This is a genomic window from Exiguobacterium sp. HVEsp1 (genome assembly GCF_002009685.1).
Lineage (GTDB): Bacteria > Bacillota > Bacilli > Exiguobacteriales > Exiguobacteriaceae > Exiguobacterium > Exiguobacterium profundum.
Genome location: NZ_KV917367.1, coordinates 505,916 through 520,702 on the forward strand (window position 1 = coordinate 505,916; position 14,787 = coordinate 520,702).

The 14,787-nt window shown below is 51.4% G+C and carries 13 protein-coding genes, 2 rRNA genes and 1 riboswitch (1 of these 16 running past the window's edge); of the genes, 14 read left to right on the forward strand and 1 reads right to left on the reverse strand.

Translation table 11 applies throughout. From position 1 onward, the window contains the following. The 3 genes from BV910_RS02675 to BV910_RS02685 all read left to right on the forward strand — a co-directional run. A 23S ribosomal RNA gene (locus BV910_RS02675) occupies nucleotides 1-2,230 on the forward strand (it extends 684 nt beyond the left edge of the window). 55 nt (nucleotides 2,231-2,285) lie between these two features. Then, nucleotides 2,286-2,402 (forward strand): 5S ribosomal RNA (gene rrf / locus BV910_RS02680). A gap of 87 nt (nucleotides 2,403-2,489) precedes the next feature. Next, a complete protein-coding gene (locus BV910_RS02685; RefSeq protein WP_015880702.1) occupies nucleotides 2,490-2,681 on the forward strand; it encodes an NETI motif-containing protein in 192 nt (63 codons plus the stop codon). 42 nt (nucleotides 2,682-2,723) lie between these two features. Here BV910_RS02685 and BV910_RS02690 read toward each other — a convergent pair whose 3' ends face one another. After that, nucleotides 2,724-3,194 (reverse strand): NUDIX hydrolase, encoded by a 471-nt coding sequence (locus tag BV910_RS02690; protein ID WP_078146251.1) that lies wholly within the window; start codon nucleotides 3,192-3,194, stop codon nucleotides 2,724-2,726. Nucleotides 3,195-3,341: 147 nt separating this feature from the next. After that, nucleotides 3,342-3,443, forward strand: a riboswitch (purine riboswitch). Nucleotides 3,444-3,511: 68 nt separating this feature from the next. Here BV910_RS02690 and purE point away from each other — a divergent pair. The 11 genes from purE to purH are packed head-to-tail and all read left to right on the forward strand — an operon-like array spanning nucleotide 3,512 to nucleotide 14,780. After that, nucleotides 3,512-4,000 (forward strand): 5-(carboxyamino)imidazole ribonucleotide mutase, encoded by a 489-nt coding sequence (gene purE, locus BV910_RS02695; RefSeq protein ID WP_078146252.1) that lies wholly within the window; start codon nucleotides 3,512-3,514, stop codon nucleotides 3,998-4,000. Next, nucleotides 4,000-5,094, forward strand: a complete 1,095-nt coding sequence (gene purK / locus BV910_RS02700) for a 5-(carboxyamino)imidazole ribonucleotide synthase (protein WP_205728284.1) — start codon at nucleotides 4,000-4,002, stop codon at nucleotides 5,092-5,094. Before purE ends, purK begins: the two co-directional genes overlap by 1 nt. After that, nucleotides 5,091-6,383 carry an adenylosuccinate lyase gene (gene purB / locus BV910_RS02705; protein WP_015880706.1) on the forward strand — a complete coding sequence of 431 codons (1,293 nt, stop codon included), beginning with the start codon at nucleotides 5,091-5,093 and terminating at the stop codon, nucleotides 6,381-6,383. The genes purK and purB overlap by 4 nt, the downstream gene beginning before the upstream one ends. 49 nt (nucleotides 6,384-6,432) lie before the next feature. Further along, nucleotides 6,433-7,137 (forward strand): phosphoribosylaminoimidazolesuccinocarboxamide synthase, encoded by a 705-nt coding sequence (gene purC, locus BV910_RS02710; RefSeq protein WP_078146253.1) that lies wholly within the window; start codon nucleotides 6,433-6,435, stop codon nucleotides 7,135-7,137. Next, on the forward strand, nucleotides 7,134-7,376 hold the full coding sequence (gene purS, locus BV910_RS02715; protein ID WP_031420917.1) for a phosphoribosylformylglycinamidine synthase subunit PurS: 243 nt from the start codon (nucleotides 7,134-7,136) through the stop codon (nucleotides 7,374-7,376). Before purC ends, purS begins: the two co-directional genes overlap by 4 nt. Further along, nucleotides 7,373-8,053 carry a phosphoribosylformylglycinamidine synthase subunit PurQ gene (purQ, locus tag BV910_RS02720; RefSeq protein WP_031420919.1) on the forward strand — a complete coding sequence of 227 codons (681 nt, stop codon included), beginning with the start codon at nucleotides 7,373-7,375 and terminating at the stop codon, nucleotides 8,051-8,053. Before purS ends, purQ begins: the two co-directional genes overlap by 4 nt. Beyond that, nucleotides 8,037-10,256, forward strand: a complete 2,220-nt coding sequence (gene purL, locus BV910_RS02725) for a phosphoribosylformylglycinamidine synthase subunit PurL (protein WP_078146254.1) — start codon at nucleotides 8,037-8,039, stop codon at nucleotides 10,254-10,256. The genes purQ and purL overlap by 17 nt, the downstream gene beginning before the upstream one ends. Then, nucleotides 10,232-11,641: an amidophosphoribosyltransferase gene (gene purF / locus BV910_RS02730; RefSeq protein ID WP_015880711.1), complete on the forward strand. Its 1,410-nt coding sequence runs from the start codon at nucleotides 10,232-10,234 to the stop codon at nucleotides 11,639-11,641. Before purL ends, purF begins: the two co-directional genes overlap by 25 nt. A 12-nt stretch (nucleotides 11,642-11,653) precedes the next feature. Beyond that, on the forward strand, nucleotides 11,654-12,688 hold the full coding sequence (gene purM / locus BV910_RS02735; protein WP_078146255.1) for a phosphoribosylformylglycinamidine cyclo-ligase: 1,035 nt from the start codon (nucleotides 11,654-11,656) through the stop codon (nucleotides 12,686-12,688). Next, nucleotides 12,685-13,263, forward strand: a complete 579-nt coding sequence (gene purN, locus BV910_RS02740; protein ID WP_078146256.1) for a phosphoribosylglycinamide formyltransferase — start codon at nucleotides 12,685-12,687, stop codon at nucleotides 13,261-13,263. The genes purM and purN overlap by 4 nt, the downstream gene beginning before the upstream one ends. Next, complete coding sequence (gene purH, locus BV910_RS02745; RefSeq protein ID WP_078146257.1) at nucleotides 13,260-14,780, forward strand: bifunctional phosphoribosylaminoimidazolecarboxamide formyltransferase/IMP cyclohydrolase; 1,521 nt, start codon at nucleotides 13,260-13,262, stop codon at nucleotides 14,778-14,780. The genes purN and purH overlap by 4 nt, the downstream gene beginning before the upstream one ends. Nucleotides 14,781-14,787: the final 7 nt, after the last annotated feature.

Here is a 14,787-nt window from a genome sequence, read left to right on the forward strand (position 1 = left end):
CTGAACAGGGCGCATCAGTCCGTCGTCGTAGACCCGAAACCAGGTGATCTACCCATGTCCAGGATGAAGGTCAGGTAACACTGACTGGAGGTCCGAACCCACGCACGTTGAAAAGTGCGGGGATGAGGTGTGGGTAGCGGTGAAATGCCAATCGAACCTGGAGATAGCTGGTTCTCTCCGAAATAGCTTTAGGGCTAGCCTCGAGGTGAAGAGTTCTGGAGGTAGAGCACTGATTGGACTAGGGGCCCCCACAGGGTTACCGAATTCAGTCAAACTCCGAATGCCAGCAACTTGTACTCGGGAGTCAGACTGCGAGTGATAAGATCCGTAGTCGAGAGGGAAACAGCCCAGACCATCAGCTAAGGTCCCCAAGTGTATGTTAAGTGGAAAAGGATGTGGCGCTGCACAGACAACTAGGATGTTGGCTTAGAAGCAGCCACCATTCAAAGAGTGCGTAATAGCTCACTAGTCGAGTGGCGCCGCGCCGAAAATGTAACGGGGCTAAACATACCACCGAAGCTATGGATCCCGTAAGGGATGGTAGGAGAGCGTTCCAAGCAGCAGTGAAGCGGTATCGTGAGGAGCCGTGGAGCGCTTGGAAGTGAGAATGCCGGTGTGAGTAGCGAAAAGAGGGGTGAGAATCCCCTCCGTCGAAAGCCTAAGGTTTCCTGAGGAAGGCTCGTCCGCTCAGGGTTAGTCTGGACCTAAGCCGAGGCCGAAAGGCGTAGGCGATGGACAACAGGTCGATATTCCTGTACCGCCGTACCACCGTTTGAACGATGGGGGGACGCAGAAGGATAAGGTGACCGTGCGACTGGAAGTGCACGGACAAGCAGCGAGGCCGTCGGGTTGGCAAATCCGCCCGGCATACAAGGTTGAGCTGTGACGTGGAGCCCGTAGGGCGAAGCACCGGATTTCACGCTGCCAAGAAAAGCCTCTAGTGAGGAGGTCGGCGCCAGTACCGCAAACCGACACAGGTAGGCGAGATGAGAATTCTAAGACGCGCGGGATAACTCTCGTTAAGGAACTCGGCAAAATGGTCCCGTAACTTCGGGAGAAGGGACGCTTATGGCAACATAAGCCGCAGTGAATAGGCCCAAACGACTGTTTAGCAAAAACACAGGTCTCTGCTAAATCGCAAGATGAAGTATAGGGGCTGACGCCTGCCCGGTGCTGGAAGGTTAAGGGGATGTGTCATCGCAAGAGAAGCACTGAACCGAAGCCCCAGTAAACGGCGGCCGTAACTATAACGGTCCTAAGGTAGCGAAATTCCTTGTCGGGTAAGTTCCGACCCGCACGAAAGGCGTAACGATTTGGGCACTGTCTCAACGAGAGACCCGGTGAAATCATAGTACCTGTGAAGATGCAGGTTACCCGCGACAGGACGGAAAGACCCCATGGAGCTTTACTACAGCCTGATATTGAGGCTTTGTACGCGATGTACAGGATAGGTGGGAGTTTGTGAAGCCGGAGCGCCAGCTTCGGTGGAGACACCCTTGGGATACCACCCTTTGCGTATAGAGTCTCTAACTCGCAGCCGTGATCCGGCTGGAGGACCGTGTCAGGCGGGTAGTTTGACTGGGGCGGTCGCCTCCTAAACAGTAACGGAGGCGCCCAAAGGTTCCCTCAGAATGGTTGGAAATCATTCGAAGAGTGCAAAGGCAGAAGGGAGCTTGACTGCGAGACCTACAAGTCGAGCAGGGACGAAAGTCGGGCTTAGTGATCCGGTGGTTCCGCATGGAAGGGCCATCGCTCAACGGATAAAAGCTACCCTGGGGATAACAGGCTGATCTCCCCCAAGAGTCCACATCGACGGGGAGGTTTGGCACCTCGATGTCGGCTCATCGCATCCTGGGGCTGGAGTAGGTCCCAAGGGTTGGGCTGTTCGCCCATTAAAGCGGTACGCGAGCTGGGTTCAGAACGTCGTGAGACAGTTCGGTCCCTATCCGTCGTGGGCGCAGGAAATTTGAGGAGAGCTGTCCTTAGTACGAGAGGACCGGGATGGACGCACCGCTGGTGTACCAGTTGTTCCGCCAGGAGCACCGCTGGGTAGCTACGTGCGGACGGGATAAGTGCTGAAAGCATCTAAGCATGAAGCCCCCTCCGAGATGAGATTTCCCTTTGAGCAATCAAGAAAGACCCCTCAGAGACGATGAGGTAGATAGGTCATGGGTGGAAGCGTGGCGACACGTGGAGCTGAATGATACTAATCGGTCGAGGCTTTGATCTAGTCTAATGGTTTGTGTTGATGAATCCTCAGTTTTCAGGGAACAAGCCCTGTAGAGTCTGGTGGCGATAGCGAGACGGCCACACCCGTTCCCATGCCGAACACGGAAGTTAAGCGTCTCAGCGCCGAAAGTAGTTGGGGGATCTCCCCCTGTGAGGATAGGACGTTGCCAGGCAAACGGTGGTTCTGGAGCATTCGCTCAAGGGCCGCCGTTTTTTCATATTATCGATTCAGCTTAGTGGAAGAGAGGACGTAAGAAGCAATGGCTAAGAAGATCAAAGTATATGTCGAACCAAATGAAACGGTCAGTGAATGTTTAGATCGAATCAATGAAATGGGTTATCGTCCTATACGCCGTATTGAAAAGCCCGTCTTTGAGCAAACGGGAGCCAAAGATGAACCTGTCCATTCCCATCAATCGATTTTATTTGAATGCGTCTCTAAAGAATCCTAATGCCAAGCCGTCACACAATCTGCGTGACGGCTTTTTTATGTCTCAAAATGAATGCTCGCGTTCAAAGCATCGATCTCCAAGCGCATCCAATAAAGTTTGAGCTCGTTTTTCTATCTTTTTAGGAAGATTCTCTTTACTAAAGTATTCAAGAGCCAAACTTTCACCATCTTCCATGACGAGCGCTCCATGTACTCCTTTCGCCTGGTATAAATGAATGACACCGTATGTCTCGTCTCCGTTTGGATATTTGAAGTATCCATCTGAACCGGAAAAGACTTGGATTAATTCAAATTGCTCAGCGAGAAGTCCAGTTTCTTCTTCTAATTCTCTAGCAGCGACTTCTTCCAACGTTTCCCCGAGTTCCATCGATCCTCCTGGTAAACCCCAGTCAAGTGTATCCGATCGGAATTGCATCAGTACCTCTTGCTTTTGATTGATGACCAAAATGGTTGCTCCCACACTGATGATCGGTCGGTTGCCAATCACTTCTCTAAGACTCGATATGTAACTCATCGAACTCCCCCCTTTTCAATAGCATACATTATCGGATAAGATTGTGCTGATAACATCCAAAAAGCGAACGATAAATATTCAGACAATTAAAATGTTCGCAGTTTATTGACATGTTTTCAAAGAACAAGGTACGATAGGCGTGTGAGATAAGAAAAATAAATAGTGCTCCATATAATCGCAAGGAAATGGCTTGCAAGTTTCTACCTGATCACCGATTCTGATCAGACTATGGGGTGTAGCGGACGTGTATTTGTCATGCCTATACCCTAAACTGATTGTCGGTTTAGGGATTTCTTTTTGTAAGGGGGACATTGGGAATGAACGTAGCAGTTGGAGTAATCATGGGAAGTTCATCTGATTGGGAGACGATGAAACATACGTGTGACGTGTTGGATGAGTTGCAGATTCCATATGAAAAACAAGTCGTATCCGCTCACCGTACACCAAACCTTATGTTCGAATATGCTGAAGAGGCACGAGGCAGAGGCATCCAAGTGATCATTGCGGGTGCTGGTGGGGCAGCCCACCTTCCTGGAATGGTCGCTGCGAAAACGACACTTCCTGTCATCGGTGTCCCGGTTCAGTCGAAAGCACTCAATGGAATGGATTCGCTCCTCTCCATTGTTCAGATGCCTGCAGGAGTTCCAGTAGCAACTGTTGCCATTGGTAAGGCGGGAGCAACGAATGCAGGATTATTGGCTGCTCAAATCCTCAGCATCCACTCCACAGACATAACACATCGACTGGATGCATTTCGTGAGAAGAAACAAGAGATGGCGATGCGAGGAACGGAGGAGTTGGTCTGATGAGAATCGGAATTTTAGGTGGAGGACAACTTGGACGGATGATGTCACTCAGTGCGAGTGCAATGGGATACACGACACTTTGTCTTGACCCGAACCCCAATGCACCGACTGCTCAAGTGGCAGATTCAATTGTTGCCTCATTTGATGATGTCGATGCCGCAAAAGAACTCGCTGCTCGTTCAGACGTTGTGACGTATGAATTTGAGAACATCGATACGGAAATGATTGCAGCCATCGAAGAAAAATGCCCACAAGGTATGGACGTGTTGAAGGCGACGCAACATCGCATCTTAGAGAAACAGATGATTGAATCAGCGGGACTACGTGTCGCTCCATATGTTTCGGTACGTACGGTTCGAGATGTACGGCAGGCATATGAGAAGCTCGGCTTGCCGTTTGTCATCAAAACGTGTCGTTTCGGCTATGACGGGAAAGGGCAGACGGTCATTCGGTCGGAACATGACCTTCAGACATTCGTTGAACATTTTGTCGAGCAGGAATATGTCGCCGAAGCTTGGTTGCCATTTGAAAAAGAAATTTCAGTCATTGTGACGAGAGGGTATGACGAAACGTCGACATTCCCAATCAGTGAAAACATTCATCACAACAACATCCTACATTTATCGATTGTACCGGCTCGCGTATCAAATGAGATTCAAGAGGATGCAAGACACCTCGCTCTCCAGCTTGCAGACCATATCGGCTTAATGGGAACGCTCGCTGTCGAGCTGTTCGTCATGGCGGATGGCCGTCTATATGTGAATGAGCTTGCGCCGCGTCCGCACAACTCCGGGCACTACACGATTGACGCTTGTGAAACCTCACAATTTGAACAACACATTCGAGCCGTGACCGGGATGCGCCTCGGACGGACGAGATTGACATCGCCTGTCGTCATGGTCAACCTTCTCGGCGAGCATATGCCACGACTTCATGTCAAAGCATTGCCATCGAATGTTAAACTACATCTGTATGGAAAAGATGAAGCGAAGACAGGTCGCAAAATGGGACATTTGAACGTCCTTGGTGACACGGTCGAAGAAGCGCTTCATACCATCGAACAACTGGCAATTTGGAAGGAGACCGTTTTATGATTTCACGCTACACCCGCCCAGAGATGGCAAACATTTGGACTGATCAGAACAAATTCGAGGCTTGGTTAAAAGTTGAACTTTATGCCTGTGAGGCTTGGAGTGAACTCGGTATCATCCCGAAAGAAGATGTACAAGTTCTTTGGGACAAGGCATCGTTTGATGTTGATCGGATTCTAGAGATTGAACAAGAGACACGTCATGATGTGATCGCGTTCACTCGTGCCGTTTCTGAGACACTCGGAGAAGAAAAAAAATGGGTGCATTACGGATTGACGTCGACGGATGTCGTCGATACGGCACTCTCGTACTTAATCAAACAGGCGAATGATCTTTTAGAGGCCGATTTAGATCGCTTCATCGGTATTCTCGCAGAAAAAGCGAAAGCACATAAGTATGACATCATGATGGGACGTACCCACGGCGTGCACGCAGAACCGACCACGTTCGGTCTGAAGCTCGCCCTCTGGTATGAAGAGATGAAACGGAACAAAAAACGCTTCATGGCAGCTCGCGAAACGATTGAATTCGGGAAGATGAGCGGAGCGGTCGGGACGTTTGCGAATATCGACCCGTTCATCGAGTCATACGTCTGTGACAAGCTCGGTATCCAAGCTGCACCGATTTCGACACAGACTCTCCAACGTGACCGTCATGCCGAGTACATGTCAACACTCGCATTGATTGCCACATCGATTGAAAAGATGGCAACGGAGATTCGTGGACTTCAAAAAACAGAGACACGCGAAGTGGAAGAGTTCTTTGCGAAAGGACAAAAAGGGTCGTCGGCGATGCCGCATAAACGTAACCCAATCGGTTCTGAAAATATGACGGGTCTTGCACGCGTCATTCGCGGTCATATGATGACAGCATACGAGAACGTCCCACTCTGGCATGAACGTGATATCTCGCACTCATCAGCAGAACGAATCATCATTCCGGATGCAACGATTCTCCTCAACTACATGTTGAACCGTTTCGGTAACATCGTGAAGAACTTGACGGTCTTCCCGGACAACATGCGTCGCAACATGGACCGCACGTTCGGAATCATCTTCTCGCAACGGATCTTACTCGGTCTCATCGAAAAGGGTTGGTCTCGTGAAGCGGCATATGACGCGGTTCAACCGAAGGCGATGCAGGCATGGGAAGAAGAGACGATGTTCCGTACATTGATTGAAGAGGACAAAGAAATGGGCGCACTCTTTACGAGTGAAGAGCTCGATGAGTTGTTCGACCCGCGTTATCACGTACGTCGTGTCGATACGATTTTTGAACGCTGTGGTTTGTAATCGTTGAGGGGCGACATGCCCCTCTCACTTTTAAGGGGGAACGGTTCAGATGAAAGCAATTTATGAAGGTAAGGCGAAGGCATTATTTGAGACAGAAGAAGCGGGTGTGCTTCGTGTGTACTACAAAGACGATGCGACAGCATTCAATGGAGAGAAGAAAGAGTCGATTGATGGGAAGGGGATTTTAAACAACGCCATCACGACCCAGTTGTTCGAATTGATGCATGACAACAAGATTCCGACGCACTTTATCAAACGAATCTCAGAGCGAGAACAGTTGGTCCGCCGTGTCGACATCATCCCGTTAGAAGTGGTCGTCCGCAACGTCGCGGCCGGTAGTCTAGCGAAACGTCTCGGTTGGGAAGAGGGAACACCGCTCCTCGCACCGATTGTCGAGTTTTATTATAAGGACGACGCTCTTGGGGACCCACTCCTCACAGAAGATCATATCCGATTATTGCAAGTTGCCACACACAAAGAAGTCGAAACATTGCGACAACTCGGGCTTTGGGTAAACGATGTCTTGCTCGATTTCTTTAGTCAACACGGCATCGACGTGATCGATTTCAAACTAGAGTTCGGAAAAGTGGATGGGACGATCATTTTGGCGGATGAAATCTCACCGGATACGTGTCGTCTCTGGGACAAAGAAACGAAACAGAAACTTGATAAAGATGTATTCCGTCGCGATTTAGGTTCTTTGACTGAGACGTATGGACAATTGTTAACACGCATAGGGGGAAACGGACAATGAAAAAAGTAAATGTGTATGTGACATTACGTGAAAGTGTACTCGACCCACAAGGAGTTGCCGTAAAAGGCGGGCTCGAACATCTCGGATTCGCTGGAGTTGAATCGGTGCGGATCGGGAAAGTCATCGAGCTTCAAGTAGCGGACGACACGACAGAAGCCATGGTCAAAGAGATGTGTGAGAAGTTACTCGTCAATACGGTCATTGAGAATTTTGAAATCGAGATGGGGGTACTCGCATGAAGTTTGCGGTCATCGTCTTTCCAGGATCAAACTGTGACCTCGACATGTACCATGCGGTAAAAGATGTGCTCGGGGAAGAAGCGGAATACGTGTTCCATACGGAAACCTCACTTGAAGGATTTGATGGAGTCCTCTTACCAGGTGGTTTCTCATACGGAGACTACTTGCGCTGCGGGTCAATCGCCCAGTTTTCACCAATCATGGCTGAAGTGAAGCGTTTCGCGGAAGAAGGACGCCCGGTTCTTGGCGTATGTAACGGATTCCAAGTGCTCGTCGAAGCGGGACTCCTCCCAGGTGTATTGATGCGAAACCGCGATTTGAAATTCATGTGTAAGACCGTCGACCTTGTCGTCGAAAACAACGAGACGATGTTCACAAGTGAGTACGCGGCACAGGAAACGATTCGCGTGCCAATCGCACACGGTGAGGGCAACTACTACTGTGACGAAACGACACTCGAGACATTGAAGGCAAATGGCCAGATTGCGTTCACCTATAAAGAGAACCCGAACGGATCGGTCGAAAACATTGCCGGCATCACGAACGAGGCAGGAAACGTACTCGGCATGATGCCACACCCGGAGCGTGCGGTCGAAGCGTTGCTCGGTGGGGAAGACGGTAAACGGTTATTCACGTCAATCGTAAAATGGGGGGCACGACATGTTACTTACAACTGAACCGACAGCTACACAAATCCGTGATGAACGGATTTATGCCACGATGGGATTATCGGACGACGAATACGCGCTCGTCGTCTCACTGCTTGGCCGGGAACCGAATTATACAGAGATCGGTCTCTTCTCGGTCATGTGGTCTGAACACTGTTCGTACAAAAACTCGAAACCGGTGCTCCGGAAGTTTCCGACAACCGGCAAGCACGTCTTACAAGGACCAGGAGAAGGGGCTGGAATCGTCGACATCGGAGACGGTCAAGCCGTCGCCTTCAAAATCGAGAGTCATAACCATCCATCCGCGATCGAGCCTTATCAAGGAGCGGCGACTGGGGTGGGCGGAATCATCCGTGACATCTTCTCGATGGGCGCCCGTCCGATCGCTTTATTGAACTCACTCCGTTTCGGAGATTTGAACGAATCACGTGTGAAACATTTATTCGGTCATGTCGTATCCGGCATCGCTGGATACGGGAACTGCGTCGGCATCCCGACTGTCGGTGGGGAAGTCGCCTTTGACCCGGCTTACTCAGGAAACCCGCTCGTCAACGCGATGTGCGTCGGCTTCATCCGTCATGAAGACATTCAAAAAGGAATCGCGGAAGGTGTCGGAAACTCGGTCATGTACGTCGGAGCGACGACAGGGCGTGATGGAATCCATGGTGCCACGTTCGCTTCTGAAGAACTCGGAGAAGACGCGGACGAGAAACGTCCGGCCGTCCAAGTCGGGGACCCGTTCATGGAGAAACTTTTGATCGAAGCGTGTCTCGAAGTCATCAAACATCCTGCGCTTGTCGGGATTCAAGACATGGGCGCAGCCGGATTGACGTCATCGTCAGCAGAGATGGCATCAAAAGCAGGGATGGGAATCGAGATGAACCTAGACCTCGTCCCACAACGTGAGACAGGCATGACACCTTACGAGATGATGCTTTCGGAATCGCAAGAGCGGATGCTTCTCGTCGTCAAAGCTGGACATGAAGACGAAATCGAAGCAATCGTCACGAAGTGGGGACTTCATGCAGTCAAAGTTGGCGAAGTCATTGAAGAAAAAGTACTTCGTCTCGTTCATCAAGGGGAAGTCGCGGCCGAAGTACCGGTCGATGCACTCGCAGAAGACGCACCGGTCTATCATAAACCGTCTAAAGTTCCAGCATATTATGAAGCATTCCAAGCGATGGAGCCGGTCACACCAGTCGTCGAAGATGTGATGACGACATGGAAAGACGTCCTTGCGATGCCGAGCATCGCCTCGAAACGTTGGGTGTATGAGCAATATGACCATATGGTACAAACGTCGACAGTCGTCGCACCGGGTAGTGATGCCGCGGTCATTCGCATTCGTGAAACGGAGAAGTCGCTCGCGATGACAACAGACTGCAATGCGAAATATGTCTATCTCGACCCACGTGTCGGTGGAGCCATCGCTGTCGCGGAGGCGGCACGAAATATCGTCGCAAGTGGTGCAGAACCACTCGCCTTGACGGACTGTCTCAACTTCGGGAGCCCGGATAAACCGGAAGGGTTCTGGCAGCTCGACCAAGCCGTCGAAGGAATGGCAGAAGCGTGTCGTACGCTCGATACGCCAGTCATCGGAGGGAACGTATCGCTTTATAACGAATCAAACGGACAAGCCATCTACCCGACACCGGTCGTTGGAATGGTCGGGCTCATCGAGAAACCAGAACATATTACGACATCGTTTGCGAAACAAGCGGGAGACGTCGTCTTCTTACTCGGTGAGACAAAAGCAGAGTTTGGCGGAAGTGCCCTTCAGATGTTGCAAGACGGAAAAGTGAGCGGTCATGCACCGACACTCAATCTTGAAGAAGAACGTCAGACACAAAAGGCGTTGCTTCACGCTATCCGTGAAGGTCTGGTCACGGCGGCACATGATGTATCAGAGGGGGGTCTTGCGGCAGCGTTACCGGAACTGGTCTTTGGAACAGGGTTCGGCGTGGACGTGACGATTGACACAGATCTCGTGACGGCGCTATTCAGTGAATCACAGTCACGTTTCCTCGTGACGGTCGACAAGGCACATGCCGAGGCATTCGCGAGCATGACGAACGGAAAAGCAATCGGGACAGTTACAGAAACATCCACTCTTGTCGTTCGCGCAAGCGACCGCTTGATTGAAATGGACGTGAAAGAGTTAGAGCGTGTATGGGAAGGAGCTATTCCATGTTATATGACATCCGAGGCATGAACGAGGAATGCGGCGTCTTCGGTGTGTTCGGTCACATCGAAGCGTCACACCTAGCCTATTACGGACTTCACAGCTTGCAACACCGTGGCCAAGAAGGAACAGGAATCGTCACGGCAGACGGAGAGCGTCTCCACGCAAAACGTGGACTCGGACTCGTCACCGAAGTGTTTGACGAAACATCTCTCGACGCACTCACCGGGAACCATGCGATTGGACACGTCCGCTACTCGACGGCTGGCGGCAACACGCTCGAGAATGTTCAACCGCTCCATTTCAAGTCGTTGACTGGTGATTTGGCGATGGCGCATAACGGAAACCTTGTGAATGCGAACGAATTGAAACACATGCTCGAAGCGGAAGGCGCGATCTTCCAGACAACGTCCGACACGGAAGTCGTGGCCCACCTCATCAAGCGGAGTCGCGGCAATTCGTTGAAAGAACGGATCGCCGACAGCTTGGCCCGTCTCGTCGGGGCATTCGCATTCCTGTTCTTGACGGAAGATGCACTGTACGTCGGTGTTGACGTGCATGGGTTACGTCCATTATCACTCGGACAAACCGAAGACGGGGCTTACGTGTTCGCTTCAGAAACGTGTGCGTTTGACGTCGTGGGGGCGACGTACGTACGGGATGTGGAGCCAGGAGAATTGCTCATGGTCACGAATGAAGGCATCACGTCAGAGCGATTCAGTGAAGCGGCCGTCCGTGCCATGTGCTCAATGGAATACATCTACTTCTCAAGACCAGACTCCATCATCGATGGCATCAACGTGCATACGGCGCGTAAGGCCATGGGGAAAAAGATGTTTGAAGAAGCACCGGTCGAAGCGGATGTCGTGACAGGTGTTCCGGATTCGAGTATTTCTGCGGCAATCGGCTATGCTGAGGCGAGCGGAATTCCTTACGAAATGGGACTCATTAAAAACCGTTACGTCGGACGGACGTTCATTCAACCGTCCCAGGAATTACGGGAGCGCGGGGTGAAGATGAAGTTGTCAGCGTTACGCGGTGTCGTAAACGGGAAACGCGTCATCATGGTCGATGATTCCATCGTCCGTGGAACGACGAGTCGCCGAATCGTCACGTTACTACGAGAGGCAGGCGCGACGGAAGTGCATGTGCGCATCACGTCACCACCGATCAAACATCCGTGTTACTACGGAATCGATACATCCACCAAGGAAGAGTTAATTGCGGCAACCAAATCCATTGAAGAAATCAGAGAAGAGATTGGTGCCGATTCACTAGCGTTCCTCACATTGGATGGAACGGTCGAAGCCATCGATCGTCCATTCGAAGGAGCACTACGCGGGCAGTGTGCTGCATGCTTCACGGGACTTTATCCGACTGAACTTGCAGAACTCGTGACAGAGACAAAGGCTTAAGGGGGAAAAGCGATGAGCGTTCGTTATGAACAAGCGGGTGTGAATTTAGAAGCAGGGTACGAGGCCGTATCCCGTATGAAACGTCATGTCGCTCGGACAATGCGTCCGGAAGTGATGACAGGACTCGGTAGTTTCGGAGCGATGATTGACCTCGGTTCGATGAACATGAAACATCCGATTCTCGTGAGCGGGACTGACGGGGTCGGGACGAAACTGAAATTGGCGTTCGCGCTCGACCAACACGACACGATTGGAATCGATTGCGTCGCCATGTGCGTCAACGATTGTCTCGTGCATGGAGCAGAACCGCTCTATTTCCTCGACTATATTGCGACCGGGAAAGCAGAACCGGCCAAACTGGAAAGAATCGTCGCCGGTGTTGCGGAAGGGTGTGTCCAAGCCGGTTGTGCGCTCGTCGGTGGCGAAACGGCTGAGATGCCAGGGATGTATCCGGATGGCGAATATGACATCGCTGGATTTGCGGTCGGTGTCGTAGAGAAAGAGGACTTGCTCGACGGTTCGACGATTCAGGATGGGGATGTCGTGCTCGGACTTGCATCTTCAGGCGTCCACTCGAACGGGTTCTCGCTTGTACGTCATATCGTCGAAGCGCAAGGTCTTCATTATACGGACGAGATTGCGATGCTCGATACGACACTCGGGAACGCCTTGCTGTTGCCGACACGGATTTATGCCGAAGCGGCGAAAGCGGCCATTTCGACAGGCAAGGTTCAAGGGATGGCACACATCACAGGTGGTGGCTTCTATGAGAATGTGCCTCGCATGTTGCCAGAAGGTCTTGGCATCACGTTCGATGCGTCGAGTTGGCCGAGTCTTCCTGTATTCGACTGGCTCGAACAAGTCGGGAACATCTCGAAGCAAGAAATGTTCAACGTCTTCAATATGGGAATCGGGTATATGATCACGGTACGAGCTGAAGATGTGGAACTCGTCGAAGCGGCGCTTGAACGTGTCGGGGAGACTGAGCACCGAATCGGGAAAGTCGAGAGTCGTCCAGGCATCCGGATTTCAGGAGTGGACCAATGAAACGATTTGCCATCTTTGCGTCAGGATCGGGAAGTAACGCCGAAGCAATCTGGCAAGCGATCGCCGATGGTCATTTGTCTGCTGAATGTGTGTTGCTCGTGACGGACAAACCAGAAGCTGCTGTTCTCGATCGAGCGGAGCGTCACGGGATTCCGAGTTTTTCGTTTACACCGAAGGCGTACGCGTCAAAAGAAGAGTTCGAGGAAGAGATTCTCGTCCTGCTCCGTACGCTTCGTGTAGACTATATCGTGTTGGCGGGGTATATGCGCTTGATCGGTAATGTGTTACTATCCGCATATCCGAATCGCATTCTAAACATTCATCCATCGCTTTTACCAGCTTTTCCGGGTAAAGACGCGATCGGACAGGCGCTTGACGCCAACGTACCGACGAGTGGTGTGACCGTTCATTATGTGGATGCGGGGATGGACACGGGTCCGATCATCGCACAGGCGTCTGTCGAGATTGAAGGGTGTGACCGCACCGAGGCGACGCGTCGCATTCAGACGATCGAGCACCAACTGTATCCGCGCGTATTACAACAAGTGTTGAATCAACAGGAGGTTTTCAAGTGAGAGCATTATTAAGTGTTTCTGATAAAACGGGAATTGTCGAACTCGCGACCGTCTTGCATGAGGCGGGCATCGAGCTCATCTCAACAGGTGGGACCGAGGCTGCGCTTCAACAGGCAGGATTACCAGTCAAAAACATTTCGGAAGTGACATCGTTCCCTGAAATGTTAGACGGCCGTGTCAAAACGTTGCACCCACTCGTTCACGGGGGCTTGCTCGGACGTCGCGACCTCGATACGCATGTCGCACAAATGAAAGATCATCACATCGAACCAATCGATTATGTCGTGGTCAATCTGTATCCGTTCAAGGAGACGATTGCGAAAGAGAATACGACATACGAAGAAGCGATTGAAAACATTGATATCGGTGGACCGAGCATGTTGCGTTCGGCTGCGAAAAACCATGCGAGTGTCACCGTCGTCGTGGACCCGAGTGATTATACACTCGTCGCCGAGGAAGTACGTGGAGGCGGTACATCGTTTGAAACACGTCAACGTCTTGCGACGAAAGCGTTCCGACATACGGCTGCCTATGACGCGTTGATTGCTGACTACTTAGGTCGTCAAATCGGCGAAACGTTCCCAGAGCAGTTGACGGTCACGTATGAAAAAGTTCAAGACCTTCGTTACGGAGAGAACCCACACCAACAAGCGGCGTTTTATAAGACACCGTTATATGACGGGATGACACTTGCGAATGCGACACAGCTTCACGGGAAAGAGCTCTCGTATAACAACATTCAAGATACGAATGCAGCCCTTGAAGCACTCAGTGAATTGACTGAGCCGGCGGCAGTCGTCGTCAAGCACATGAACCCGTGCGGCGTTGCAGTCGGACGCACGATTTCTCAAGCGTTCGAACGTGCCCATGCGGCCGACCCGGTCTCAATCTTTGGTGGAATTGTCGCCTTAAACCGTGAAGTCGATCTTGAGACGGCAGATGCCCTTCGCAACATCTTTTTGGAGATCATCATTGCCCCATCCTTTAGTGAGGCAGCACTTGACCGATTGAAAGAGAAAAAGAATCTTCGGTTGTTGACGTTAGATATGGGACAGATGACAGGCATGCGCCTTACGGCTGTCGCCGGAGGATTGCTCGTACAAGACGGGGATGACATGACACTCGATGATGCCTCATGCCAAATCGTGACGGATCGTCGCCCGACAGCAGCGGAATGGGAAGATTTGAAACTTGCATGGCGTGTCGTCAAGCACGTCAAATCGAACGCGATTGTCGTCGCAAAAGACGAGACGACGATTGGAATCGGTGCCGGACAGATGAACCGCGTCGGTGCAGCGAAAATCGCTTTTGAACAAGCCGGGGAACGCGCGTCAGGCGCGGCTCTCGGAAGTGATGCCTTCTTCCCGATGGCAGATACGGTCGAAGCGGCAGCGGCAGCGGGCATCACGGCCATCATCCAACCGGGTGGGTCGATTCGTGATGCCGAATCGATTGAAGCGGCAAATCGCCATGGCATTACGATGGTATTCACATCAGTCAGACATTTCAAACACTGAGAGGGGT